Raw genomic sequence first — 24649 nt, 5'->3', positions numbered from 1 at the left:
GGAATCGATTTAAAAGCTGTGGTCACTGGTAGAATTCTATCCTAAAGAAAAAATTCTATCCTATTCAGCAGGGTCTTTAAATGGAAACTCAATTTTCTTATTCATTTTGGAGGATAGATAGATCCCCCTGATCAGTTCCACAGACTTCCTCGCAGTAGCACCGTCGACAATTGGCATTGCGTCTTTTTCAATGCTATCCAAGAATAATCTCCATTGCTCCAAGTGAAGCTGATAACCAATGGCGTTTGGATCAGAAGATCCGGATTTGTTGGCAGGAAGCTCATTGATTCCAGATTCGGTTTGGCCTTTTACATTCCAGGCTACAAGTTTACCTCCCTCCAAAATAGCACTTCCTTTAGTTCCGAAAATTTCCACTTTTTCAGGATAGCCAGGATATAAAGCCGTAGCAGAGGTAATATTTCCCAAAGCACCGCTTTTGAAATTCACTATTGCCGTACCAAGATCTTCTCCTTCTATTGGATACAATGCAGTCTGAACTTGACCGAAAACCGCTTGAACATCTCCCATCAGATCAAGTAGCAAATCAATCGTATGGATTCCTTGATTGATCAGGGCTCCTCCTCCATCTCCCTGCAAAGTACCTTTCCACTTGCTGGTACCATAATAAGCATCGTCCCTGAACCAGTTGACATAGGCATTTCCCATTAAAATTCTTCCGAATACACCTGCTTCCACAGCAGATTTGAGTTTCTGATAATCCGGGGAGAATCTATTTTGAAAAATCACTGCCAACTGCACCTTATTCTCTTGACAGCATTGAATCAACTCATCGGTTCGATCTAAATTTATTTCTATGGGTTTTTCAACCAACACATGTTTCCCAGCTTTGGCAGCTTCAACTCCCGGCTCCAGATGCATGCCACTTGGTGTGCAAATACAAACTATATCCAAGCCCGGAGTTTCAAGAAATTCCTTAAAATCAGAAAATACGGGCTGTGAAAATTTGTCTTTCGCAAGTTCTGCACTGGCTGGATTTGGGTTATATAGCGCTTTCAAAGAGGCACCATTTAATTCCTCAATGGCCTGAGCATGTTTTATGGCAATTGAGCCAGTACCGATGATTCCAATTCCGTAATCTTTCATAATTCTGATTCTTTTAAAATTTCCTTCCAGACAGCTTCATTCACAGGAATCCTATTTTCCATATTTCTATGTCTGGTCTTTAAAACTTGCTCGCCTGGATAGAATACTTCCTGTCCATTAAAAACCTTTGAGTCTTTCAAGTCTTGGATAATTGCTTCACCTTTTTGATCCAACCAACTATCCAATTCAAGTTTTTTTGGATCAAAGCACAAGAAAACTTGCGACAAGCCAATTTCTTCTCCTGATTGATTGACTTCGTGAGTACTATCACCTTCAGAAAATATTGCTGCCAACATATCCAAAACCAAGGATAAGCCTGCTCCTTTCCACATTCCGGCAGGTAAGGCCAGTTCATTCTCTATTATCGTCTGGGGTTCCTGAGTCAAATTTCCTTCTTGATCAAATCCAGCAGGGTAAGGTGCTTTTTTTCCAGATTGAGAGTAAAGCGAAAGTTTTCCATAAGCAAATTGAGACATCGCCATGTCCAAGACAACTGCCCCGTTTTTTCTAGGAATCGCAATGACCAAAGGGTTGTTTCCTAATTTAGGTTCTGCGCCTCCCCATGCAGGCATATTCGGCTTTGTATTGGTAAAACAGATTCCAATTTTGCCTGATTCTATCGCTTGCCAACCAAAATTCCCTCCTCTCATCCAATGATTGGTATTTTTCAAGGCCACACATCCGATTCCGAATTGCTCAGAAATTGCGATAGCTCTGCCCATTGCAAATTGTGCGTTGAGATTACCAACTCCACGCTGTCCATTCCAGCGTTCAAAAACACCCAAGCTACTTTCCAAAGTGGGAGAATTCTGAGGTAAGACATAGCCTTTTCTGATAAAGTCCAAAAATTTAGAAAACCGGTTTACACCATGAGATCTGACCCCATCCAAGTCCGTTTGTGCAAAGAGTTTTGCACAGGCTTTTGCTCTACTTGGAGAAAAATGATAGTGTTTTAAAACGATCTCAAGTTGGTCTTGCAACTCGGCAAAAGAAATCAAAATATCACTCATTCAATGGCTATCAGGGTTAAAGGGAAACTCATACCTTCCAATTTAACAATATCTCTTTTAAATCATCGGCACCGCTCTTTTGCAAAGCTGCAGACATACACCCCAAGGATCTCTTAACATCACCAGGCGAGAACCATCAGGAAGTACATCGTCTGAAAATTCCGTTGCTCCGGCATCAATCAACCGCTTTTTATCTGCACCTGGATCTTCAGAAACAAGAGCCAAATGAACCGCCAGAGGATGGAGATTTTTAAAGTCAAGGGTTTCACCTTTTGGATTGTTATAGATTTCCAACATGACAGTCCCGCTATCATCAGCAAGAAAGATCATATGGGGAGATTCTGTCATTTTCTTTTTGACTGTGAGGCCCAAATTATCCTCATACCAACGCGATGCAGCCATAGCATCGGGAACGTTTATCGCAAAGTGTTCAAATTTCATAAGCTAAATATAACATAATTTTTTTAAGCAATCGATTGTACAATTATCCTAATTATTGAAGGAATTTTAGAATCTATACTGAAGTTCAAAGATTATAATGAAGCCTTAAAAAGGTCTTAATCAGTTGATTTTTAAATTATTTTATGAAAAAATTTCTAAATGATAACTTTATTTGTATTATGCAATCGATTGTACAAATTAACGTAAACCAAAATTTATTAACATGCTGAAATTTTTAATCCTTAGAAGGCGTGGAATCATAAGGATTTTCATGCTCTTTCTTCTTCTGAGCCCAGGAATACTTCTGGCTCAAAGCAAAACGATCACTGGTAAAGTCACCTCAAACGAAGGTGAAACCATGCCAGGGGTCAGTATCCTAATCAAAGGGACAAGCACCGGCACTGCCACTGACATTGATGGAAATTACTCCATTCAAGCAAGTGAAGGATCCACTCTTGTTTTCTCTTTTATAGGTATGGTCACCAAAGAAATCACAGTAAACTCCTCCTCTGTTTACAACGTGACACTCGAAACTGATATTTCTCAATTAGATGAAGTATTGGTCGTTGGGTATGGAACCACAAAGAAAAGTGATTTAACAGGGTCAGTTTCTTCTGTCAAATCAGAAGAACTTACAGCTTTCCCTGTTGCCAATGCCACTCAAGCTTTGCAAGGACGGGCGGCAGGTGTCAATGTCCAATCTAACAACGGGGATCCGGGAGGCGCACTGAAAGTTCGAATCAGAGGAGGAAACTCTATCAATGCCAGCAGTGATCCTTTGTACGTAGTGGATGGATTTGTCGGTGGAGCTTTGCCTCCTGCTGAAGACATTCAGTCAATTGAAGTGTTGAAAGATGCTTCCGCAACTGCAATCTACGGTTCAAGAGGTGCAAATGGAGTTATCATGGTAACGACTAAAAAAGGAACCGCTGGGAAAGCAAAAGTTGATTTCAACACATCTTATTCTTCACAGAATGAAATCAATCGTCTGGATTTGTTGAATGCAGATGAATTTTTAGCCTACACTCGGGAAGTAATTCCAAACTATGTAGACAATGGTGCTGACACAGATTGGCAGGATCAAATCTATAGAACTGGAGGTATTCAAAACCATCAGCTATCTGTATCCGGTGGTTCAGACAGGGTAAACTATTACGTTTCGGGTTCATTTTTTGATCAAAAAGGAATTATTGTGGGATCGGATTTCAAAAGATATTCTGTGACCAGTAATCTAAATTTTGACGTCAATGATAAAATTTCTGTTGGCTTAAATCTCTTGGCAAGAAGAACAGGCAGAAATGGAGTAGTAACTCAAGAAGGATCCGGTGGTGCAGGGGGTGCAGGGGTAGTAGGATCTTCCCTTCGTTTTATGCCAGATCTTCCTTTACGAAATGAAGACGGAAGCTTTACTTTGGCATCAATTGGAGATCCAATCGACAACCCATATGCAGTAGCTACAGAAAGAGAAGAAGAAACTATTGCTGATCTATTACAAGGCAACTTCTTCCTGAATTATGATATTACAGAAGACCTGACTTTCAAAACTACTTTAGGTGTCAACACAAACAATTTCAGAACAGGGATTTTTGTACCGACAACACTTTACGCAGGTAGAAATGTCAATGGCGATGCAACCATCAATTCAGGTAAAAACACCAATATCATCAACGAAAACTACCTGACTTACAATTGGAAAATCAACGAGAATAATACGCTTACAGCACTTGCTGGTTATTCTGTCCAAAAATCAACAAATAATGGTTGGTCAGCTGGATCTCAATCATTCATCACCAATTCCGTTTCATTCTGGAATCTTGGCGGTGGAGCAGTTCCAAAAATCCCAAGCTCAGGCTTCTCTGAAACACAGATTGCCTCAGTTTTTGGAAGATTGAACTACTCATACAACAGCAAATACCTATTGACTTTCAATGCGAGGTATGATGGATCTTCAAACTTCAGTAAAAACAACAAATGGGCATTCTTCCCATCTGGAGCATTTGCCTGGAACATGAAGGATGAAGGATTTATGGAGGATGTCAACTTGATTTCTGATTTCAAATGGAGAGTGAGTTATGGTCTAACTGGAAATCAGGCAATTTCTCCATATCAGACATTGGCTAGATTCTCAAATAGCTATACCATTATTGATGGTGCCCCAGTCAATGCTGTGCGTCCTACAACTGTAGCAAATGACGATTTGACTTGGGAAACTACACGTCAATTTGACTTGGGAGCAGATATCGCTCTTTTCGAAAACAGATTGAATTTGACCGTGGATTATTACAGAAGTGTTACTTCTGACTTGCTTTTCTCAGTACCTCTTCCTTCCTATTCTGGCTATTCCAGCCAACTACAAAACTTAGGGAAAGTTGAGAACAAAGGGCTTGAATTTTCCTTAAACTCTTTCAATACAACAGGAGAATTTAAGTGGAATACAGGTTTCAATATTTCCTTCAACAGAAACAAAGTATTGGAGCTTCCAGATGGAAACGATATTCTTTATGGATCAGGACCTGGACATTTGATCGGTTTAGGTCAAACTCAGATTTTGCGAGTAGGTGAACCAGTGGGAAGTTTCTATGGATGGATCTATGATGGAGTTTATCAAGAAGGTGACGATTTCATCCCAGGGGGTGGATTTGAGCAAGTTGCCGGTGGTGAGAAATTCAGAGATATCGATGGTACAAAGGATGCCAATGGGCAGCTTACCGGAGAACCTGATGGAAGACTTACTTCCGATGACAGAACAATTATCGGAAATGGTCAAGCTAAGTTTATTTGGGGTTTAAATAACGATTTCAGCTACAAAGGCTTTGACTTGAATATCTTCTTCCAAGGATCACAAGGAAACAAAATCTTGAGCTATACCCTTTTGGAAATTGAAACTTTGTCAGGCTCTAACAATTCGACTAAAAAAGCTTTGGACAGATGGACTCCAACTAATACAGACACGGATGTACCGAAGCGTACTTTGAGCCGATCTCAGCGAGTTTCATCCAGATGGGTTTATGATGGAAGTTATGCAAGACTTAAAAACATCTCTTTGGGATACACTTTCCCAAAATCCATCTCTGAATCTATTTCAGTTTCCAGAATCAAATTATATGTAAGTGCCCAGAACATTTTGACTTTCACCAAATATGAGGGCATCGATCCAGAAGTAAATTATAACTCTTCCGGATCGACTAATTCCAACAGAAACTTAGGTTTGGATTATGCGAGTTATCCAAATGCAAAATCCTACACTGTCGGTCTAAACATTAGCTTCTAATCAAAACAAAATCATGAAAATTAATTTATATAAAATTTTAGCTGTCTGGTTGTTGCTATCAATTTCTGGATGTGCTGACTTAAATGAAAAACCGATTGGAGTATTTGCTCCAGAGACGTTTTTCAAGAGCCCAAAAGATGTGGAAACAGCTGTATTGGGTGCTTATGGAGTAATCGCCTCTGAAAACCTTTTCGGTAGACAGTTTATATGTGCGCTTCAATTTAGAGGTGATATGGTGGATATTGGAAACCGTGCCACTTCTGCAGAAAGAATCCAAGTGAACGATTTCAACATGGACTCAAATAATGGTATGGTGGGAAGATTTTGGCCGCAGTGGTTTCAGGCCATCAATGCAGCCAACTCTGCTGAAGCAGGTGGAATTAGCCTAGGTCTCCCAGATGAAGAAATCAATCACTTGATCGCCGAAGCCAAATTTGTCCGTGCTTTTGCTTATTACCATCTGGTAAGAATGTTTGGTGATTTGCCTTATATCAACTTTGCGGTAACGGATCCTTCAAGTCTGAAAACTGTCTCAAAAACTCCTGAGGCAGAAATCTATGCAGGCATTATTGCCGATTTGGAATTTGCTAAACAATGGCTGCCAAATACGCAAAAGAACAACATTCGAACCCGTCCTACCGCAGGTACCGCAGCGGCATATTTGGCCTCTGTACACTTGACATTAGGTCAATATCAGGAAGCTTATACAGAAGCTAAATTTGTAATTGACAACAAAGCATTGTTTGGTTATGAGCTGGAAACTGATTACGAGGACAATTTCAAAGCCTCTATTGCCAACTCTCTGAAAGAAACCATTTTTGCATTTGATTTCCTTGGACAGCAAGCTGTGGGTGGCAATAATGATGACTCCTTAGTACCGATGATTGAAGTTCTCAATCTGACTGGTGGTTATGGGGTTTCTGTTCCAAACATGAATGTTTATGATGATTGGGATTCAAGAGACTACAGAAAAAAGGTAAGCTTCATTGATACTTTGGTTGTAGATGGAGTAAAACGTCCTTATTCAGAGTTCTCAACACCTAGACCGCATATCGGAAAATGGGCCAGAGACTTCGGAAACGGAAATGCTATCGGACGTTATTCTGATCATAACTTTTCTGATTTCAGATATGCAGAAGTACTTCTTATTGCTGCAGAGGCATTGGGAGAAATCAATGGTCCTACTGCTGAAGCTGCCGGCTACTTAAATCAGGTGAGAGCCAGAGCTAGAAACTGGGCAGGAACTCAGACTAATTTCCCAGAAGATGTCAACCCAACCATGAGCAAAGCGGAATTCATTGATTTAGTCCTAGAAGACAGAAGACTTGAGTTGGCTTTCGAATGGAAAAGATGGTATGATATCAAACGAAGAGACTTAGGTGTTAAAGTCTTCACTGGACCTAATAGCTTGGAGCCACACCCTAATTTTGATCCTTCCAGAGATTATTTGATGCCTTTGCCAGCCTCTGAATTAAGGATAAATCCAAACTTGGCACCCAACAACCCTGGTTATTAATTCTTATTTTGCAAAAAAGGACCGGCCAAAAAGCTTGGCTGGTTCTATTTTCAAAAAATAAAATAAGCAATGAAACAAGTATTAATTCCTTGCTTGTGCCTATGTCTTTTTGTATTTGGCTGCAAATCTTCGGAGAGCCTGAGTGTATCAAAGACAATGGATCAAGCAGAAGCCCAACTCGAGTATAGCCTTCAAAATCATACAGACAAAACCAAGTATCCTCGATCGGTAAAAGAAGATGGAAATCTCTACACCGTCAATTCAAGTGACTGGACAAGTGGCTTTTATCCAGGAAGCATGTGGTTTATGTATCAGTATACCCAAGATGAAAAATGGGCTCAAACTGCAGCAGAATGGAACGCAGCCCTTGAAAAGGAAAAATTCAATACCAAAACCCATGATTTGGGTTTCATGCTGTATTGCTCTTTTGGCAATGGATTGAAATTCACTGAAAACGCAACCTATGCCCAGATTCTTCTTCAGGGATCCCAATCATTGATCAAGAGGTTTGATCCGACTGTAGGAACTATTCGATCTTGGGATTTCGGCAATTGGGAGTATCCTGTGATCATCGATAATATGATGAATTTGGAGATGCTTTTTTGGGCTACCAAATACAGCGGAGATTCAATTTTCTATAAAGTTGCTGTCAAACATGCCGACACTACTTTGGAAAACCATTTTCGCTCAGATAACAGTAGCTATCATGTCATAGACTATGAAAAAGCGACTGGAAAGGTAAAGGCTAAAAAAACCCACCAAGGATTTTCTGATGAATCTGCTTGGGCTAGAGGCCAAGCTTGGGGTTTGTACGGATTTACAATGGTTTATCGTGAAACCGGCGACAAAAAATACCTGGAGCAGGCAGAAAAAATTGCGGATTTCTATCTGAATCATCCCAATCTTCCTGAAGACATGGTTCCTTATTGGGATTTTGACGCACCGGATATCCCAAATGCTCCAAGAGATGCTTCAGCGGCAGCTGTTGCTGCCTCAGGACTTTTGGAACTAGGTAGATATTCACTCAAAGGAGTGACCTATTATGCTGCTGCAGAAAAAATTCTCAATAGCTTGAGTAGCGATGCTTATTTGGCTAAACCTGGAACAAATCAAGGTTTCATCTTGATGCACAGTACTGGACACATGCCAAATAAATCAGAAATAGATGTCCCGATTAATTATGCAGACTACTATTTTCTCGAGGCGATGTTAAGATATAAGATGCTGATGCCGAATAGGTAAAGCAGTAAGGCCCTTAAAAAAAGCTATGTTATCCCTTTTATTCATTTCAATTTTCAGGATTTTCTCAGGAGATCCCACTTTCACCGTGGAGAATCGCTTAGCAATTCCCAGGGAAGAAGTGCTGAGTATATCTCTGGAACAAATAGAAAAAATGCTTGGCGAATCGATAGATCCAAAGTATCTGGAGATTCAGCAATTACCTTCCAAAACTCCTGTTCTAACTCAATGGACCGATATAGATCAGGATGGGAAATATGATGAAGTTCTTTTTTTTGTAACTCTGGAAAAAAACGAAAAGAAGAATTATCAGATTGCGATTAAAAATGAGGAAGTTTCTCATGCTCAACCAGAATTAAAAACTTTTGGGCGGTTTGTGCCTGAAAGAATCGATGATTTTGCTTGGGAAAATGACAAAGTGGCCTTTCGTACTTATGGTCCAGAGGCCCAGCGATTGACTGATGAAGGCCTTCCCGGCGGAACGTTGACTAGTGGAATTGATGCTTGGTTAAAACGGGTAGAATATCCAATCATTGACAAATGGTACAAGTTGTACACCGAGGGTGGAAGCTATCATTCGGATAGTGGAGAAGGTTATGACCCCTATCATGTGGGTGATAGCCGGGGAATCGGAGGAATAGGGGTCTGGATGGGCGATTCTTTACATGTTTCAAAAAACTTTGTGAAGTACAAGATTCTTGCGAACGGCCCATTGAGGACAGTTTTCGAGTTGACCTATGATACTTGGTTAGCAGGCACAAATAAAATTGAAGAAACTAAACGGATTTCACTTGACTTAGGATCAAATTTATACCGAATGGAAGTATTCATTTCCCATCCTGAGCTCCTTCCAAATGTGACAACGGGAATCACACTTCATGATAAAAAAGGAGAGATAAACTCTGATGTCAAAGCAGGTTGGATCAGCTATTGGGAATCCATAGATGATTCTAAACTCGGAACGGGGATCGTTATGGATCCAAAACATATTATTGAAAAATTGGAAATAAAAACCAATTCAAAAGACCAAAGCCATATTTATCTTTTGATGAACCCTAAGGAAAAAATCAACTATTATGCGGGGTTCGGATGGGAAAAAGCTGGTGAGTTTTCTAGTTCAGATGAATGGAATCAATACTTGGAAAACTTCGCTGCACAGCTTGCATCCCCTTTGATCATCAGATTCAATTAACCAAAAACCCAATTCCTGAAAAGGAGCAAAAAACAGATTTCATGAAATACCAAACATATAAAATTCAGCATGCCATTAGTCCAAGGGAATTTAAAACACTTGGCACCAATGAACTGCGCGAAAATTTTTTAATGGAAGATCTCTTTGTTTCAGATCAGATCAACCTCCACTACACACACTACGATCGATTGATTGTGGGAGGCTGTATTCCAAAAACCAAAGACTTGGCACTGGAAACAATAGAACCTTTGAAAGCAGAGGCTTTTCTGGACAGAAGAGAAATGGGCATCATCAATATCGGTGATGAGGGAGAAGTGACTGTTGACGGACAGAGCTTTACACTGGCCAATAAAGAGGCTCTTTACATTGGAAAAGGTGCCAAAATAGTGGTTTTTAAAGCTTCTGGCTCAGCAGGTCAACCTGTATTCTATTTTAATTCAGCTCCTGCCCATACGAATTATCCTACCAAGAAAATTTCTGAAGCAGATGCGGAAACAGTGGTAATTGGTGCTTTGTCTACCTCTAACCTTCGGAAAATCAGAAAACTCATCGTGAACAGTGTTGTAAAAACCTGCCAGCTCCAAATGGGTCTAACTGAATTGAAAGAAGGAAGCGTTTGGAATACATTCCCTGTGCATGTTCATGACAGAAGAATGGAAGTTTACCTCTATTTTGATCTTCCTAAAGATCAGATGGTCTGCCACTTTTTGGGCGAACCGCAAGAGACCAGACATATCTGGATGAAAAATCAACAAGCAGTGCTGTCTCCTCCTTGGTCGATTCACAGTGGAGCCGGAACCTCTAATTATTCTTTCATTTGGGGAATGGCCGGAGAGAATCTGGATTATGGAGATATGGATGTTGTTTCACCAACTGACATGAGATAACATGAAACCAAGTTTTGACTTAAGTGGAAAAATAGCTCTGGTTACCGGGGCAACTCATGGATTAGGAATGGCCATGGCCAAAGCTTTGGCACAACATGGAGCAACCCTTGTGATCAATGGCCACACTCCCCAAAAGATGGATCTGGCAGTAAAGGAATATGCTTCTGAAGGCATTACAGCTTATCCCTATTTATTTGATGTAAGTAATGAGCAAGCTGTCAATGACTCAATTAGCAAAATCGAGCAGGATTTAGGAACCATCGATATTTTGGTCAATAATGCAGGAATGATCCAAAGAACTGCAGCTATTGATATGTCACCTAGTGATTTCAGAAAAATAGTAGACATCGATCTGGTGTCACCTTTTATCGTTTCTCAGCGGATTGCGCAATCCCTGATCAAAAGGGGAACCGGAGGCAAAATCATCAATATTTGTTCTATGATGAGCGAATTAGGCAGAAACACAGTCAGTGCCTACGCAGCTGCCAAAGGAGGACTGAAAATGCTTACCAGAAATCTGGCAACCGAATGGGCAAAATATAATATCCAAGTAAATGGAATAGGTCCGGGATATTTCGCAACTGATCAAACTGCACCGATTCGGGTAGATGGACATCCTTTCAATGACTTCATCATTAACAGAACTCCAGCCGGAAGATGGGGAAATCCAGAGGATCTTGGAGGGGCTGCCGTTTTCCTTGCCAGTCCTGCCAGTGATTTTATCAATGGTCAAATATTGTATGTAGATGGAGGAATTTTGGCGACAATAGGTAAACCTTACGGGGAATAGTTATTTTAGCAAAATAATCCCCTCACCCAATCTCAAGGCAATGGACATTAGAAAGGCCACCATCCATGATATAGCGGAAAAGCTAAAAATCACAGCCTCTACCGTTTCAAGGGCACTCAATGATAACCCTAGGATTTCTGATGCTACCAAGAAAAAGGTACAAAAAGTAGCCAAGCAACTCAATTACCAGCCAAATCATATTGCATCTGCTTTGAGAAGTGGAAAAAGCAGGCTGATTGGAGTTGTGGTACCTACGGCAAACAGAAACTTTTTCTCATCTGTCATTAGAGGCATAGAGGAAATTGCCAATTCATTGGACTATAAAGTCATCATTTCTCAATCCTATGATGATTATGATAAGGAAGTTCAAACAGTAGAAGCACTACTCAATGCCCGAGTGGATGGAATCATAGCGTCCGTAGGTAAAACCACGGAGAATGTGGACCATTTCAAAAAGATACTTAGGAAAGGAATTCCTTTGGTGCTTTTTGATAGGGTAACAAACGAACTAGATGTGAGCCAAGTGGTGATCGATGATTATTATGGAGGTTTTCAGGCAACCGAACATCTTATCAATGAAGGCTGCAGAAGGATTGTTCATTTTTCCAACTCTCAGAACATCAACATTTACAAAGAGCGAAAGAGAGGTTATGAGGACGCATTGATTAAGCATGGCATTCCCGTAGATCCAAATCTGATTGTCTTTAGCAAATTACAACTCGAAGATGGTCGCGAAAGCATGCAACAAATCCTGGATAGCAAGATCCCTTTTGATGCGGTTTTCTCCTCTTCGGATTATTCTATTATGGGAGCGATGCAAGTCTTAAAAGAAAAGGGATTCAAACTTCCAGAAGACGTGAAACTAGTTGGTTTTGGGGATGAACCATTTACCTCTTTCACCGAACCGACCTTGACTTCTGTCAATCAGAAAAGTATTCCAATGGGCAATTTTACTGCGGAAACATTTTTCGAAATACTCAATCATAAGGATCAATCCAATAACATTCCCAGAAAAACCATTCTGAAACCAGAGCTGATTATCCGAGACTCCTCAATCAATAAAGAGAAACCTAAGGACCAAACTAACTTGGAGGTAATTGAAAAGTGAAATTGAATATTAACGGTATTACTCGCTTTCAAAGCCCATTTATCGGTTCAAGCTTTTCTAAAATCCAAGTTCCGATTTATGTTTTATCCTACAAATCCCTGACCTTTTCTTGTGGTCAAAAACGATTTGGTTAATTTTCTAACCTTAAACCTAAGCTAATCCTATATGAGACTTTTATCTGCTGCTACAGCCACAAAAAAAGAACGCCCCATCAAAATCCTTCAATTCGGAAATGGAAATTTTCTCCGTGGGTTTACTGATTTAATGGTGGATGAAGCCAATGAAAAAGGAGTTTTCGATGGCAATATTCATGTAGTGCAGGTTCACTCTCCAGCAGCAGATCCTCAAATGCTTGCTCAGGACAGCCTCTTTCACGTGGTTATCCGTGGACTTAAGGACGGGAAAAAAGTAGATGAGGTAAAGTTGGTCAATTGCATAACTGGAATCAGCAGTCCCAACGAAAACTATAAAAACTACCTTAAGCTAGGAGAACTCGAGGAGCTTCGATTAATGGTCTCAAATACCACTGAGGCGGGAATCCAGTTTGACTCCAAAGATTCTGAACCAAAGGAAGTACCAACTACTTTCCCCGGAAAAGTCACGGCTTTGCTACATCATCGTTTTCTACATTTCAATGGTGACCCTTCAAAAGGAATCATTTTTATCCCTTGTGAGCTCATTGAGAACAATGGAGAAAATCTTAAATCCTGCATTATTCAATATGCCTCACTTTGGAAATTAGGCAAAGAGTTTAGCTCTTGGGTTGAGCAACATTGCATTTTCTGCAATACGCTCGTGGATAGAATTGTTCCTGGTTTTCCGAAAGGAAGCATCAAAGAAATCCAAGAAAGAACCGGATATGAGGATAAGCTTACAGTCATGGCAGAGCCTTTCCATTTCTGGGCTATCCAGGCCCCAGATCGAGTCAAAGAAGAATTTCCATTGGATAAAGCTGGCTTAGATGTCTTGTTTGTGAAGGATCTAACTCCTTACCGAACAAGGAAAGTCAGAATTTTAAATGGAGGACACTCTTCCATGGTGCCTTATGCTTATTTATCAGGCATTCGGACCGTCCGAGAAGCTGTCGAAGATCCAGTCATCGGTAAATTTATGCGAGAGGTGATTTTCGATGAAATCATCCCCACTTTAGATATGCCTCAGGATGAATTGGAAAAGTTTGCAAATGATGTATTAGAGCGATTCGCCAATCCATTTATTCATCATGAACTGATTTCCATTGCACTGAATTCTATTTCCAAATTTAAAGTAAGAGTGCTGCCATCCCTTCTGGAATATCAGGCAAAGCATGGCAATTGGCCTCCACTTTTAGTAAAGTCCTTAGCTGCCTTATTGGTGTTCTACAAAGGAGAATTCAATGGAGAAACCATCCCCTTGAAAGACGATCCAACAATTTTGGCATTCTTCAAAAACGCCTGGAAAATTGAGTCAATAGAAGAGACAGTAAATACACTCCTCGCTGAAAGTAAGTTTTGGGGATTGGATTTGAGTAAACAAAAAGGTTTAACCGAGATTGTTATTCAAGAAGTGAAAACACTTCTCTCTATTTGACCCAAACTCGGGGATCTTGGCGGAGCAACTGAACTAAGGCGCCATATAAGTCTGGATTGTATTCAAAAAACTCATTTGAACGCTCAAAGAAATTTTCTAGAGAAACGGCAAAGAACTCATGCTCGTTGAGTCCTCCGGCTTTCCTGAAAAATGAATATTCATCCGCTCCTATTTTCTCAATTTCCGCTGCTGCCAACATCTTGTAGCGTTGATAAATTGTGGGATTAAAGAATTCACTTTCCCCATTGTAAAAAATCTGATTTTCTAGTTTAAGTGCATGAGCAATTTCATGAATACCAAGATTCACTCCATCATTTTCATCAGTCATTCCTTCTAAAAAACAATTCCAGGAAACAACAATGATCCCTAGTTTTGGATTGACCTCGCCTCGGTGGTAGCTCTTGGAAATGGTGCTATAATAGGCATTGGGATAGATTAGGATCTTCTGAAAATGCGGCATTCTGACTCTTCTCCAACCGAAAGTCACCATCACAATAGTAGCTCCAATCAAAACCTCCATCTCTGCACTCACTACTCGGATTCCTCCCCTACCTATAAATTTTTTGCTCGATAAAACAATCTCCAGCTTCTCACAAAACTCCTTTTTATGTTTTTCCGAAAGCCTGGAAAAATAAGGAAACTTACTTTCTAAAATCTGGATTTCATTTTTCTCCAATCTTCTTCTAAAAAAAGAAAAGCGGATCTCCTCCAAGACATTTAAAACTCCCTTCAACAAATAGAACCCGTACATAATTTCAAAAAAAATGGCAGAAACCGAAGGTAACTGCCATTTCAAATATTTCCAATACTTTTTATCTCGCGTAGTTCACAGCTCTCATTTCACGGATCACCGTAATCTTGATCTGGCCTGGATACTGCATCTCTTTTTCTATTTTCTGAGAAATATCAAAAGAAAGCTTTCCAGCTGTAGAATCATCCACATTATCGGCATCAACCAATACGCGAAGTTCTCTACCCGCTTGCATCGCAAAGCATTTATTTACTCCGTCAAAGCTCAATGCAAGTTCCTCAAGCTCTTTCAATCGCTTGATATAACTATCCATCACTTCTCTTCTTGCGCCTGGCCTTGCGCCTGAAATCGCATCAGAAGCCTGAACGATCGGAGAGATCATAGATGTCATCTCGATCTCATCGTGGTGAGCCCCGATGGCATTGCAAATCTCCGGATGTTCTTTGTATCGCTTCGCAAGCTCCATTCCCAACACTGCGTGTGGAAGTTCTTGCTCCTCATGCCATACCTTTCCGATATCGTGTAATAGACCTGCTCTCTTGGCCATCTTCGCATTTAATCCCATCTCAGCTGCCATGGTAGCACAAAGCTTGGCAACTTCTCTAGAGTGCTGCAAAAGGTTCTGACCATAGGAAGATCGGTACCTCATACGTCCCACCATTCGGATTAACTCCGGATGAAGGCCATGAATACCTAAATCAATACAGGTTCTTTCACCGATTTCGACGATCTCTTCCTCGATATTTTTCTCAGTCTTGGCTACGACCTCCTCAATTCTTGCTGGGTGAATTCTTCCGTCTTGAACCAATCTATGCAATGAAAGTCTTGCGATCTCTCTTCTTACCGGATCAAAGCCAGAAATAATAATTGCCTCTGGCGTATCATCCACAACAATCTCCACACCTGTAGCAGCTTCCAAAGCACGGATATTTCTTCCTTCTCTACCGATGATTTTACCTTTGATATCATCGCTTTCAATGTTGAAAACAGATACACAATTCTCAACAGCATGTTCTGTAGCTGTACGCTGGATTGTGTCCAAAACAATCTTTTTCGCTTGCTTTGTCGCAGTCAATTTTGCTTCGTCCAGAATGTCTTTGATTTGAGAAGATGCCCTTGTCTGAGCTTCTTCTGTCAGCATGGTCACCAACTGTTCACGTGCTTCTTCCCGAGTCAATCCGGCTACTTTTTCCAGATCAGCGATTCGCTGATTAGTTACCTTTTCAAGCTCTTCTTTCTTAACCTGAACTGCATGGAGCTGAGCGCTAAGATTCTCTTTTTTGCTATCTAGTTCCGCTTCTTTTCGCTTTACTTGCTCTAGCTCTTTAGATACCTGCTGCTCTCTTTGCTTGACCTTATTTTCATTGGTGATGATAATATTTTTCTTATTATTCATCTCCTCATCAAACTCGGATTTAAGCTTCAAATACTTTTCTTTCGCCTCAAGGATTCTGTCTTTTTTAATCGCTTCGGCATTGATTTCTGCCTCTCGAAGCATGGATTTGATCTTCTCTTTGGTCTCTTCTTCGAGTTTTTGATTCTTATTTTTGATTAATAAACCCGCAAGCGCGGCGCCTGCACCAAGCCCTACCAGAGCGGCCAGAACTATGTATACTATATCTCCCATAGGTTATTTATATATGAATATTGACCTGCGGGGAATCTAAAAATTCCTGAAATAAGTGGGTAATTATAATTACAGAGCTTTCGAAAGCAACGAATTCAATTGTGATAAACTGGTTCGGATATGTTCACTGTCCTCAGCATTCACCTCGTTGGTTTCCAATGATTCCACCATGCAATCAAAGGCAACCATAGCGATTAGATCCTGCTGATCGTCAAGCCCATATTCTTCTCTGTATTTTCTCAATTTCTCATTAATCAGCTTGCCAGCATGCCTAATCTTGGCTTCATCCTCGATTTTGACGCGCATGGGATATTCTCTGTCCCCTATTTTTACTTTGATGGCAAGTGTCTCCATATCACTCGGATAAGTAGGTGATTAAATGGTCGATTTCTTGTATATAATTATTGATTAAGTCACTCATTTCGGTGGAATCTCCTGAATTCACCGGTCGGCTGTCTACAATGTTACTAATTTTAATCTTATTTTTAAAATGCTCGATCTCCTGCTCCTTTTGACTCAAATCAGCCGTCATTTCAGTCATTTTTAATTTCAATTGCTCATTTTCTTCCGTCAATTGAAGTAATTTCTTACTGGCTTGATGCACCAGTTTTTCTAATTTTTGCAGTTCGTCGTGAATCATTTCTAAGTACGGATCAAGGCACCTACTTCGTTTTCAAAGGCTTGAATCAATTTACTCATTGTTTTGTCAATTACCTTATCAGTCAGGGTATTTTCCTGATCCTGTAGGTGAAAACTCAAAGCATATGCCTTTTTACCTGCTTCAATCTTATCACCTTGGTATACATCAAAAACGCCAATTCTTTGTAATAATTTTCCTCCGAACTTAATTCCTACAGATTTTACCTGATCAAAGCTCACAGATTTGTCAATAACCAAGGATAAATCTCTTCTAACCTCTGGGAATTTGGAGATCTCCTGGTAGCTTTTTAGACCACTGGCTTTTTTGCAAAGCAAGTCCCAATCCAATTCTGCGAAGAACACATCCTGTCTTACTTCCGCAAGCTTCAAAATCTTATCATCCAGTAATCCAATCGTTCCGATTTCCTTTTGGCCAAGCATCAATTTCAGCCCATAAGCAAATGGAGCTGACTCTACCATGCTGATATCACCCACAGATATATTAAGTTTCTCCAGTAATTTCTCTACGGTAGAATACAGATCTGCAAAACCAAATGGTCTCGCCGGCTCTAACCAGCTTTCAGAAGATCTATTCCCTGACAGGAATAATGCGAGTTTCCTCTCCTCCTTGTACCCTTCTTCTTGCTTTTGGTAAACTGTCCCAAACTCAAAAGTCTTTAGATCAGTCTGCCTTCTATTGATATTACGTGCCAAAACCTCCAAACCTGTGAAAAGCAAAGTCTGTCGCATGACACCTAGATCCTCGCTGAGTTTATTGTAGATCTCTACGCTTTTTGCAGCATCCAGAAAACCTGACTTTTCTGCATAGGCAGGTTTAGTCAAACTGTTAGTGATAATCTCAAAATAACCCTGTCCTGAAAGGATTTCTGTCAATCGGTACTGAAGTTTGTTCAGATCTTTCACAGGATGCTCTGCCAGGAAATCCGTTTTAAGATTTTCTGATAGCAAAACCTGATGAAATCCATGAATTCTGAGGATTTCTTCGATTATGTCAGCCTCACGGGTTACGTCTACGCGATACGGCTTAGCGATAGCAGTAAAACCTTTTTCAGTTTCATTTTCAACTTTTATCTCCAGGCTTTCCAAAATAGATTTCACCTCGGAAGGATCTATTTTCTTACCAATCAATCGGTTCACATGCCCATATTCCACATCAATCACGAAATCCTGAATCGGTTCTGGATAGACATCAATGATTTCAGAAGCTACTTTACCCCCGGCAATTTCCTGAAGTAATTTCACAGCTTGCTTCAAAGCATACACTGGCATATTTGGATCAGTTCCTCTTTCAAATCTGAAAGAGGCGTCGGTTTTCAAACCATGGAACTGACTTCCTTTTCTGATAATATCCGGAGAGAAATAAGCTGATTCCAAGAAAATAGTGGTTGTTTCATCAGAAACTCCCGACTCATCCCCACCAAAAATCCCTGCAATACATAAGCCTCCTTTTGGATCTTTGATCATCAATTCCTCGCCTGAAAGCTTTCGCTTTTTCTCATCCAGCGTGATGAATTCCGTATCCTTTGGAAGTTTGCCTACGATAATTTTCCCTTCAGAAATCTTGGCAGCATCAAAAGCGTGAAGTGGTTGTCCCAAATCATGCAAAATGAAATTGGTGATGTCCACCACATTGTTGATTGGCTCTAGGTCCAATGATTTCAGAAAGTTCTGTAACCAAGTTGGCGAAGGTGCAACTTTAAGATCCGTGATCACAACCCCCGCATAACGTGGGCAATCAGCCGAATTCTCTACCTCCACTGAAATGCTTGGCGCTGAAGCTTCAATTTTGAATTCCGGAACTGCTGGCAAATTGATATCTCTTCCAAGCAAAGCTTTCAAATCTCTGGCAACTCCCAAATGGGAAGCTGCATCTGCTCTATTAGGAGTCAGACCAATTTCCAACACATCATCTTGGGAAATCTCCAAAAATTCGGATGCGGGAGTTCCGTTTGGAAGCGTGGTGTCCAGCACCATAATTCCAGCATGGCTAGTTCCCAAGCCTAATTCGTCTTCGGCACAGATCATTCCCTCTGACACATGACCTCTAATTTTTGCCTTTTTCAAGGTCAAAGGATCTCCTGAAGTAGGATAAATAGTCGCTCCTACTTTAGCAACAAGAACTTTTTGGCCTTTAGCTACATTAGGTGCACCACAAACAATTTGAGAAGGGTTTTCCTCTCCAATATCTACTGTGGTCAAGCTTAATTTATCAGCATCCGGATGCTTTTCGCAAGTAAGCACCTCTCCGATGACTACTCCCTCCAGCGCTCCTTTGATGGACTCAAATGCCTCTATTCCTTCTACCTCCAAACCGGATCTAGTTAGTAAGGCTGCAATTTCCTCTGGACTTTCAGTTAAGTTCAGATGAGCTTTGAGTCTGTTTATTGATATTTTCATGAATATTTTGCCGTTGCTTTCGAATCCCAGATTCGACTGGATAAACAAAAGGGGTTCGAAAACCCCGTTTAATTTAGAATTAGGTACAAATTTAAGAGAATTGCTGTAGGCAAAAAGTCTATTTATCGTAATTTTTCTCGCCCACAGGAATTGCTATGTCCATGAGATTCTCTTTTGGCGGGAGCGGACAGGCATAATCAGGATTGTATGCGCAATATGGATTGTAAGCCAGGTTAAAATCAAGCGTAATACTGGTTTTGCCATCCTGTCTGGCATTGATATAACGCCCACCTCCGTAAGTTTCCAGACCGCTAGTCTCATCGGCAAAAGCCAGGAAAAAATTTCGTTTATCCGGTTCATCCATTGATTGTAGCAACAATAACTTCTGCTTCTTCCCACCCAGTTCAAACTCGGCATAAGAATGCTCTATGTAGCGTTCTTTTGATCCATCAGTCAGCGGCACTTCCCTCACTTTTTTATTTTCAATGGGTACCATCAATGCTTTCACTTTATAAGCAGGATCGATGGGATAGAAATTCAATTTGGTGAATGCCTGCTTTTGTTCATCCGAAAGCGGAGATTCCGCATTAAACCGGATAAACTTGAATTGCCTTTCTCGTTCCGCTTCAATTTTCTCCTGATAGGCTTCAGGGCTTTCTGTACTCGTCAAGGTATAGGTCACAGCGATCAATATGACCACTCCGACCAATAAGGTTAAAATATGTTTTTGCTTCATTTTTTTCAGATCATTCCTTCATCGGCGAAGCTAAAGTAGCCAACATCCGTAAAAATCACATGATCCAATACGGGCAAATCCAATTCCCGGCCGATTTTCACCAGTCTTTCGGTCAATCTTTTATCCTGCTCGGAGGGTTTCAGATTTCCACTGGGATGATTATGCACCAAAATAATTGATTGAGCCAAATGATCTAAAGCTGCCTTAAACACCAATTTTGAGTCCACTACAGTTCCAGCAGTTCCTCCCTGGGAAATCAGATGTTTTTTGATGACGTGATTGGACCTATTCATCAAAATCAGATAAAAATATTCCACTTGCTCATCCGCCAAATCGGATTTCATCAATTCGTAAATATCCTGGGAACAGGTGATTTTTGGTTTAGTCACAGGTTCAGATTCCTTCCTCCTTCTTCCCAATTCCAAGGCAGCAATAATGGAAATAGCTTTGGCCTCACCTATTCCTTTGAATTTCTTTAAATCCTGAATGCTCATTTTGGCCAAGGAAAAAAGATCATGGTTCACATTGGCGAGGATATAACGAGACAAATCCACCGCACTCATGCTGGGTGTCCCCGAGCCAATCAGAATGGCAATTAACTCAGCATCAGAAAGGGCCGATTTACCTTTTAATAAAAGTTTTTCTCTGGGACGATCGGCTTCGGCTAGTTGAGAAATCTTAAGAGACGAAAATTTTTCCATTTCAACAGATAAAAAAGTTCAACTAAAAATACTAACTTAAAACCAATAAAAAAACCCTGACAAGCAGGGTTTTTTATAAAGATAAAATCTTTAAGGATTAGCTAAGTGCGTTAACAAACTTGGCCAATCTTGATTTCTTGTTATTAGCGTTGTTTTTGTGAATCACATTCTTCTTCGCCAATTTATCCAACATAGAAACTACTTTTTTGTAAAGCTCGCTTGCTTCAACTTTATCAGTAGTAGCTTTCAATCTTTTGATGAAAGTTCTGGTTGTTTTGGCTTGGTATCTGTTTCTCAAACGCTTCGCTTCGTTTGCACGAATTCTCTTAAGTGCTGATTTGTGATTTGCCATATCTCGTTATTAAATAAATGCTTTACGTTCCCCTATTCCGAATTGGAGTGCAAAGTTATTAGAAATTATTAACTCTGCCAATTAATTTTTCAGATTCCTCAGAATAAGGAGCTTTTTCAATTACGAAAATTGCACTTATTCGCCTAATCTGGCGCAAATATAGGTATTTATTGAAGATTCCTACTTTGAAAATTTTGAATATTTCCAAACATGAGGTTTTTAGCAGCTATTATTTTTCCGCTTTTTTTACTTTCAAATAACTTCGACACTTGGGGCTTCTATGCGCACTCCCTTATCAATCGGATGGCTGTTTATTCACTTCCTCCTGAACTTATTTCCTTTTACAAACCTCATATCCAGTTTATTACAGAAAAAGCTGTGAATCCAGACCGGAGAAGATATGCTGTAAGCGGAGAGGCAGAAAAGCATTATATCGATCTGGATATTTATGGAGACAGCGCCGAATATATCTTACCTGAATTTTGGAAGGATGCCCTTGAAAAATTTGGAGAAGACAGCCTGCGTGCAAATGGAATCGGCCCTTGGTCAGCCTATCTCACCTTTATCAACCTCACCCAGGCTTTTCAGCAGAAAAATAAGCCCGCAATTTTAAGGCTTTCGGCAGATCTTGGGCATTACCTGGCTGATTTGAATGTGCCCTTGCATACTACCGTGAATTATAATGGACAATTGACTGGTCAAGAGGGAATTCATGGATTCTGGGAAAGTAGAATCCCTGAATTGATGGCAAGTGATTTTAGTCTTTGGGTAGGTCAAGCTGAGTATTTGGAAAAACCTCAACGAGCAATCTGGGAAGCTGTCTTCCAAGCTCATATTCAAGTTGATTCTGTTTTATTTTTTGAAAAGAAACTGACAGAGGAATTCCCAGAAGATCAAAAATTCAGCTTTGAAGAGCGTAATAGACTCACAACGCGTGTGTATTCCTTGGAATTTACGGAAGCCTATGCTCAAGCCCTTGACAGACAAGTCGAACGCCAAATGAAAAAATCCATAAAAATGATCGCCGACTTTTGGTTTACCGCCTGGATCAATGCCGGCCAGCCAGATTTGAGTTTACTCCAAGGAGAAATAGAAGAGGATGAAGATTTTAAAACAAAACCTGAATTGAAGGTGAGAGAGCATAAAGATTAATTGGCAGTCGCAGTTGGCAGTGTTCAGTAGTCTGTGGACAGTCGCTTTTGGCAGTCGCAGTGTTCAGTTGCCAGTCTCAGTAAGCAGTTGGCAGAAACAACATTTAGAATTATTTCAAGCGGTTGGATTAGACATTATAAACACCACTCTATATCATTAAAATTTTTAAAAATGGATTACAAAGAACTATTAGCATTCAAAAAGGGATTTGAATTGGCCATGAATATCTTCTATGTCTCAAAAAATTTCCCCAAAGAAGAAAGATATTCTTTGACGGACCAAATCAGAAGATCAAGCAGGTCAGTATGTGCAAGTATTGCTGAATCCTATAGAAAACGAATCTATCCAGCTCATTTTAAATCTAAGCTTAGCGATGCAGACATGGAAAACAGTGAAACAAGTGTCTGGTTAGATTTTGCCCACGCATGTGAATACTTGAGTGATGAAACTTATTTTGAATTAACTCAAAAATCGAATGAAGTAGGAAAACTCATTAACTATATGATATTTAATCCCTCAAAATTCGGTGTTTCCTCAAAATAGTTTAATTGGAAACCATTCGTAATTGTCAGGAACTGCCAACTGCGACTGATTACTGAGACTGCTCACTGCAACTGGATACCGAGACTGAACACTGCGCCTGGAAACTGCGACTACACACTACGACCTCAAATACTCCCTAATCGCCTTCCCAAGTCTTCTAAACGTATTCTTAAACACCTCTTCGTTTTCTTCCAAAAGGGTAACACGGAAACCTCTCAAGTCGGAACAAAAGGATGATATCGGCACCACACAAATCTGTTCTGCAGCCAATAGATTATATACAAAGCGCTTATCCAAAGGCATTCCTTTTTCCTCTAACCAGGAATTGAGTAAGGACTGTAACTTTTCATCCTGAATCGGAAGAGATTGCCCCTCTTTCAACACTCCTTCTTCAAAGACAATTGTATTGTAAAATGCACCTTGAGTAGGATTAAATTTGATACCAGGGATATCTCCCAAGATCTCCCGCATCCAGTCACTTCGCTTTCCTATCTGGTCATTTGCTTCCTCCCTATATTTAAAATAAGCCGGATGCTTCATGATTTTAGGAATGGCCAACTGTGGCAAAATGGTAGAGCAAACTTCTATCATTTTTGCATTTTCCAATGTCTGACAAAGCTTGGAGAACTCTTTGGAGGATTCTCTATTATAAAACTCCATCCAACCACATCTCGCCCCAGGCCATGGAAATTCCTTAGAAATTCCTTTTAATGAAATGGCAGGTCGCTTACCAATTACATCTGCCAATGGTACAGCAGTAATCCCGTTGTAGGTGATGTTTTGATAGATTTCATCCGTGATCAGCAAAAGATTAAACTCCTCTGCAATCTTCACAAAACCTTCCAAGACCTCTTTGGGATAAACCATGCCCGTTGGATTATCCGGGTTGATGATCAGGATCCCAACTATCGATGGGTTATACCGAACTTTCAGATATAAATCTTCCATATCCGGAAGCCATTGGTTGTCCGGATCAAGTTTGTATGTGATCGGTGCGGCATTTGCGTGAGCAGCCTCCGCGGAGCTATGTGTAGAATATGCTGGTGAAGGTCCAATAATCCTAGCAGTTGGGATCAGGAATTGGTAAAGCTTGGCGATCGCATCTCCTAACCCATTAAAAAACAGAATATCTTCTGCACTGATCTGTGTTCCTCCCCTTTCATTATTGAGATTGGCGAGAAACTTCCGTGTTTCCAAAACCCCTTTAGAATCAGCATATCCATAGGTTTTATCTTCTTTCAATAAATCGGCAATGATCTCCTTCATCCAATCCGGCACATGATTGCTCTTTTGGATAGGATCACCGATATTTTCCCAGGTCATGGCATAGCCCAAAGCTTCAACTTGACGAGCTTTTTTCACGATACCGCGAATCTCATAGGTCAATTCTTCTGCTCCGGGTCTAAGGAATAACTGTCTCATAGGTTTGCTAGGCTGAATTCAAAATAATTCGGGTGTAAAGAAACGAAAAACAGAAATGAAAATCGGTTTGTGGGAGATATTTTAGAATATGAATCAAAAAATGCAAAACATTAAAATGGTTTTACCAACCTAATGGATTGGACCATCAATCCACAGTTGGAACCATGGACAATATTGTGAT

General features: G+C 40.3%; 22 protein-coding genes. 10 read left to right on the top strand and 12 right to left on the bottom strand.

Annotated elements, in window-relative coordinates; all coding sequences use genetic code 11:
* Positions 1 to 60 precede the first annotated feature (60 nt).
* Genes J0A69_RS07195 through J0A69_RS07185 form a run of 3 tightly spaced genes read right to left on the bottom strand, consistent with a single transcriptional unit; the run spans position 61 to position 2555 of the window.
* Positions 61 to 1104, bottom strand: a complete 1044-nt coding sequence (locus tag J0A69_RS07195) for a Gfo/Idh/MocA family protein (protein ID WP_206585893.1) — start codon at positions 1102 to 1104, stop codon at positions 61 to 63.
* Positions 1101 to 2114 carry a 3-dehydro-L-gulonate 2-dehydrogenase gene (gene yiaK / locus J0A69_RS07190; protein ID WP_206585892.1) on the bottom strand — a complete coding sequence of 338 codons (1014 nt, stop codon included), beginning with the start codon at positions 2112 to 2114 and terminating at the stop codon, positions 1101 to 1103. The genes J0A69_RS07195 and yiaK overlap by 4 nt, the downstream gene beginning before the upstream one ends.
* A 57-nt stretch (positions 2115 to 2171) precedes the next feature.
* On the bottom strand, positions 2172 to 2555 hold the full coding sequence (locus tag J0A69_RS07185) for a VOC family protein (RefSeq protein ID WP_206585891.1): 384 nt from the start codon (positions 2553 to 2555) through the stop codon (positions 2172 to 2174).
* A 223-nt stretch (positions 2556 to 2778) separates the two neighbouring features.
* Here J0A69_RS07185 and J0A69_RS07180 point away from each other — a divergent pair, with 223 nt between their 5' ends.
* From J0A69_RS07180 to J0A69_RS07145, 8 genes are all read left to right on the top strand, one after another.
* Positions 2779 to 5826 carry a SusC/RagA family TonB-linked outer membrane protein gene (locus tag J0A69_RS07180; RefSeq protein ID WP_206585890.1) on the top strand — a complete coding sequence of 1016 codons (3048 nt, stop codon included), beginning with the start codon at positions 2779 to 2781 and terminating at the stop codon, positions 5824 to 5826.
* A gap of 13 nt (positions 5827 to 5839) precedes the next feature.
* On the top strand, positions 5840 to 7342 hold the full coding sequence (locus tag J0A69_RS07175) for a RagB/SusD family nutrient uptake outer membrane protein (protein ID WP_206585889.1): 1503 nt from the start codon (positions 5840 to 5842) through the stop codon (positions 7340 to 7342).
* 156 nt (positions 7343 to 7498) lie between these two features.
* Entirely contained in the window at positions 7499 to 8584 is a 1086-nt protein-coding gene (locus tag J0A69_RS07170) for a glycoside hydrolase family 88 protein (RefSeq protein WP_236032722.1), read from the top strand.
* Between the two features lie 25 nt (positions 8585 to 8609).
* Entirely contained in the window at positions 8610 to 9773 is a 1164-nt protein-coding gene (locus tag J0A69_RS07165) for a DUF4861 domain-containing protein (RefSeq protein ID WP_206585887.1), read from the top strand.
* Between the two features lie 41 nt (positions 9774 to 9814).
* Entirely contained in the window at positions 9815 to 10660 is an 846-nt protein-coding gene (gene kduI / locus J0A69_RS07160) for a 5-dehydro-4-deoxy-D-glucuronate isomerase (RefSeq protein ID WP_206585886.1), read from the top strand.
* A gap of 1 nt (position 10661) precedes the next feature.
* Entirely contained in the window at positions 10662 to 11450 is a 789-nt protein-coding gene (locus J0A69_RS07155; RefSeq protein ID WP_206585885.1) for a gluconate 5-dehydrogenase, read from the top strand.
* Positions 11451 to 11490: 40 nt separating this feature from the next.
* Positions 11491 to 12558: a LacI family DNA-binding transcriptional regulator gene (locus J0A69_RS07150; protein ID WP_206585884.1), complete on the top strand. Its 1068-nt coding sequence runs from the start codon at positions 11491 to 11493 to the stop codon at positions 12556 to 12558.
* A 165-nt stretch (positions 12559 to 12723) separates the two neighbouring features.
* Positions 12724 to 14127: a tagaturonate reductase gene (locus tag J0A69_RS07145; RefSeq protein ID WP_206585883.1), complete on the top strand. Its 1404-nt coding sequence runs from the start codon at positions 12724 to 12726 to the stop codon at positions 14125 to 14127.
* Here the strand turns inward: J0A69_RS07145 and J0A69_RS07140 are convergent.
* The 8 genes from J0A69_RS07140 to rpsT all read right to left on the bottom strand — a co-directional run bounded on the left by J0A69_RS07140 (position 14120) and on the right by rpsT (position 21351).
* The gene (locus J0A69_RS07140; protein WP_206585882.1) at positions 14120 to 14878 is read right to left on the bottom strand and encodes a zinc-dependent peptidase; all 759 of its coding nucleotides are present in this window, start codon (positions 14876 to 14878) and stop codon (positions 14120 to 14122) included. The two genes, J0A69_RS07145 and J0A69_RS07140, sit on opposite strands and share 8 nt — an antisense overlap.
* A gap of 61 nt (positions 14879 to 14939) precedes the next feature.
* Positions 14940 to 16505: a ribonuclease Y gene (gene rny, locus J0A69_RS07135; RefSeq protein WP_206585881.1), complete on the bottom strand. Its 1566-nt coding sequence runs from the start codon at positions 16503 to 16505 to the stop codon at positions 14940 to 14942.
* A 69-nt stretch (positions 16506 to 16574) separates the two neighbouring features.
* Positions 16575 to 16859, bottom strand: coding sequence for a cell division protein ZapA (locus tag J0A69_RS07130; RefSeq protein ID WP_008202697.1), 285 nt, complete (start codon positions 16857 to 16859; stop codon positions 16575 to 16577).
* Between the two features lies 1 nt (position 16860).
* Entirely contained in the window at positions 16861 to 17145 is a 285-nt protein-coding gene (locus J0A69_RS07125) for a hypothetical protein (RefSeq protein ID WP_206585880.1), read from the bottom strand.
* Positions 17146 to 17147: 2 nt separating this feature from the next.
* Positions 17148 to 19562 (bottom strand): phenylalanine--tRNA ligase subunit beta, encoded by a 2415-nt coding sequence (gene pheT, locus J0A69_RS07120; protein WP_206585879.1) that lies wholly within the window; start codon positions 19560 to 19562, stop codon positions 17148 to 17150.
* 118 nt (positions 19563 to 19680) lie between these two features.
* Positions 19681 to 20298: a DUF1684 domain-containing protein gene (locus J0A69_RS07115; RefSeq protein ID WP_206585878.1), complete on the bottom strand. Its 618-nt coding sequence runs from the start codon at positions 20296 to 20298 to the stop codon at positions 19681 to 19683.
* A gap of 5 nt (positions 20299 to 20303) precedes the next feature.
* A complete protein-coding gene (gene radC, locus J0A69_RS07110) occupies positions 20304 to 20999 on the bottom strand; it encodes a RadC family protein (protein WP_206585877.1) in 696 nt (231 codons plus the stop codon).
* A 97-nt stretch (positions 21000 to 21096) separates the two neighbouring features.
* Positions 21097 to 21351, bottom strand: coding sequence for a 30S ribosomal protein S20 (rpsT, locus tag J0A69_RS07105; protein WP_206585876.1), 255 nt, complete (start codon positions 21349 to 21351; stop codon positions 21097 to 21099).
* Positions 21352 to 21561: 210 nt separating this feature from the next.
* Here rpsT and J0A69_RS07100 point away from each other — a divergent pair, with 210 nt between their 5' ends.
* Both J0A69_RS07100 and J0A69_RS07095 read left to right on the top strand, forming a co-directional pair.
* On the top strand, positions 21562 to 22503 hold the full coding sequence (locus J0A69_RS07100; RefSeq protein ID WP_236032721.1) for a zinc dependent phospholipase C family protein: 942 nt from the start codon (positions 21562 to 21564) through the stop codon (positions 22501 to 22503).
* Between the two features lie 87 nt (positions 22504 to 22590).
* Complete coding sequence (locus tag J0A69_RS07095) at positions 22591 to 23046, top strand: four helix bundle protein (protein WP_236032719.1); 456 nt, start codon at positions 22591 to 22593, stop codon at positions 23044 to 23046.
* Between the two features lie 117 nt (positions 23047 to 23163).
* Here J0A69_RS07095 and J0A69_RS07090 read toward each other — a convergent pair whose 3' ends face one another.
* Positions 23164 to 24468 carry a pyridoxal phosphate-dependent aminotransferase gene (locus J0A69_RS07090; RefSeq protein ID WP_206585875.1) on the bottom strand — a complete coding sequence of 435 codons (1305 nt, stop codon included), beginning with the start codon at positions 24466 to 24468 and terminating at the stop codon, positions 23164 to 23166.
* Positions 24469 to 24649 lie beyond the last annotated feature (181 nt).

The sequence above is a fragment of the Algoriphagus pacificus genome (assembly GCF_017254845.1).
GTDB classification, from domain to species: domain Bacteria; phylum Bacteroidota; class Bacteroidia; order Cytophagales; family Cyclobacteriaceae; genus Algoriphagus; species Algoriphagus pacificus.
The sequence above is the reverse complement of the archived record's forward strand: the minus strand, read 5'-3'. Positions and strand labels throughout refer to the sequence as shown.

Bases quoted from the DNA above. Each gene is read 5' to 3' on its own strand.
- J0A69_RS07195 (WP_206585893.1), bottom strand. From the start codon at position 1,104: ATGAAAGATTACGGAATTGGAATCATCGGTACTGGCTCAATTGCCATA.
- yiaK (WP_206585892.1), bottom strand. From the start codon at position 2,114: ATGAGTGATATTTTGATTTCTTTTGCCGAGTTGCAAGACCAACTTGAG.
- J0A69_RS07185 (WP_206585891.1), bottom strand. From the start codon at position 2,555: ATGAAATTTGAACACTTTGCGATAAACGTTCCCGATGCTATGGCTGCA.
- J0A69_RS07180 (WP_206585890.1), top strand. From the start codon at position 2,779: ATGCTGAAATTTTTAATCCTTAGAAGGCGTGGAATCATAAGGATTTTC.
- J0A69_RS07175 (WP_206585889.1), top strand. From the start codon at position 5,840: ATGAAAATTAATTTATATAAAATTTTAGCTGTCTGGTTGTTGCTATCA.
- J0A69_RS07170 (WP_236032722.1), top strand. From the start codon at position 7,499: ATGGATCAAGCAGAAGCCCAACTCGAGTATAGCCTTCAAAATCATACA.
- J0A69_RS07165 (WP_206585887.1), top strand. From the start codon at position 8,610: ATGTTATCCCTTTTATTCATTTCAATTTTCAGGATTTTCTCAGGAGAT.
- kduI (WP_206585886.1), top strand. From the start codon at position 9,815: ATGAAATACCAAACATATAAAATTCAGCATGCCATTAGTCCAAGGGAA.
- J0A69_RS07155 (WP_206585885.1), top strand. From the start codon at position 10,662: ATGAAACCAAGTTTTGACTTAAGTGGAAAAATAGCTCTGGTTACCGGG.
- J0A69_RS07150 (WP_206585884.1), top strand. From the start codon at position 11,491: ATGGACATTAGAAAGGCCACCATCCATGATATAGCGGAAAAGCTAAAA.
- J0A69_RS07145 (WP_206585883.1), top strand. From the start codon at position 12,724: ATGAGACTTTTATCTGCTGCTACAGCCACAAAAAAAGAACGCCCCATC.
- J0A69_RS07140 (WP_206585882.1), bottom strand. From the start codon at position 14,878: ATGTACGGGTTCTATTTGTTGAAGGGAGTTTTAAATGTCTTGGAGGAG.
- rny (WP_206585881.1), bottom strand. From the start codon at position 16,505: ATGGGAGATATAGTATACATAGTTCTGGCCGCTCTGGTAGGGCTTGGT.
- J0A69_RS07130 (WP_008202697.1), bottom strand. From the start codon at position 16,859: ATGGAGACACTTGCCATCAAAGTAAAAATAGGGGACAGAGAATATCCC.
- J0A69_RS07125 (WP_206585880.1), bottom strand. From the start codon at position 17,145: ATGATTCACGACGAACTGCAAAAATTAGAAAAACTGGTGCATCAAGCC.
- pheT (WP_206585879.1), bottom strand. From the start codon at position 19,562: ATGAAAATATCAATAAACAGACTCAAAGCTCATCTGAACTTAACTGAA.
- J0A69_RS07115 (WP_206585878.1), bottom strand. From the start codon at position 20,298: ATGAAGCAAAAACATATTTTAACCTTATTGGTCGGAGTGGTCATATTG.
- radC (WP_206585877.1), bottom strand. From the start codon at position 20,999: ATGGAAAAATTTTCGTCTCTTAAGATTTCTCAACTAGCCGAAGCCGAT.
- rpsT (WP_206585876.1), bottom strand. From the start codon at position 21,351: ATGGCAAATCACAAATCAGCACTTAAGAGAATTCGTGCAAACGAAGCG.
- J0A69_RS07100 (WP_236032721.1), top strand. From the start codon at position 21,562: ATGAGGTTTTTAGCAGCTATTATTTTTCCGCTTTTTTTACTTTCAAAT.
- J0A69_RS07090 (WP_206585875.1), bottom strand. From the start codon at position 24,468: ATGAGACAGTTATTCCTTAGACCCGGAGCAGAAGAATTGACCTATGAG.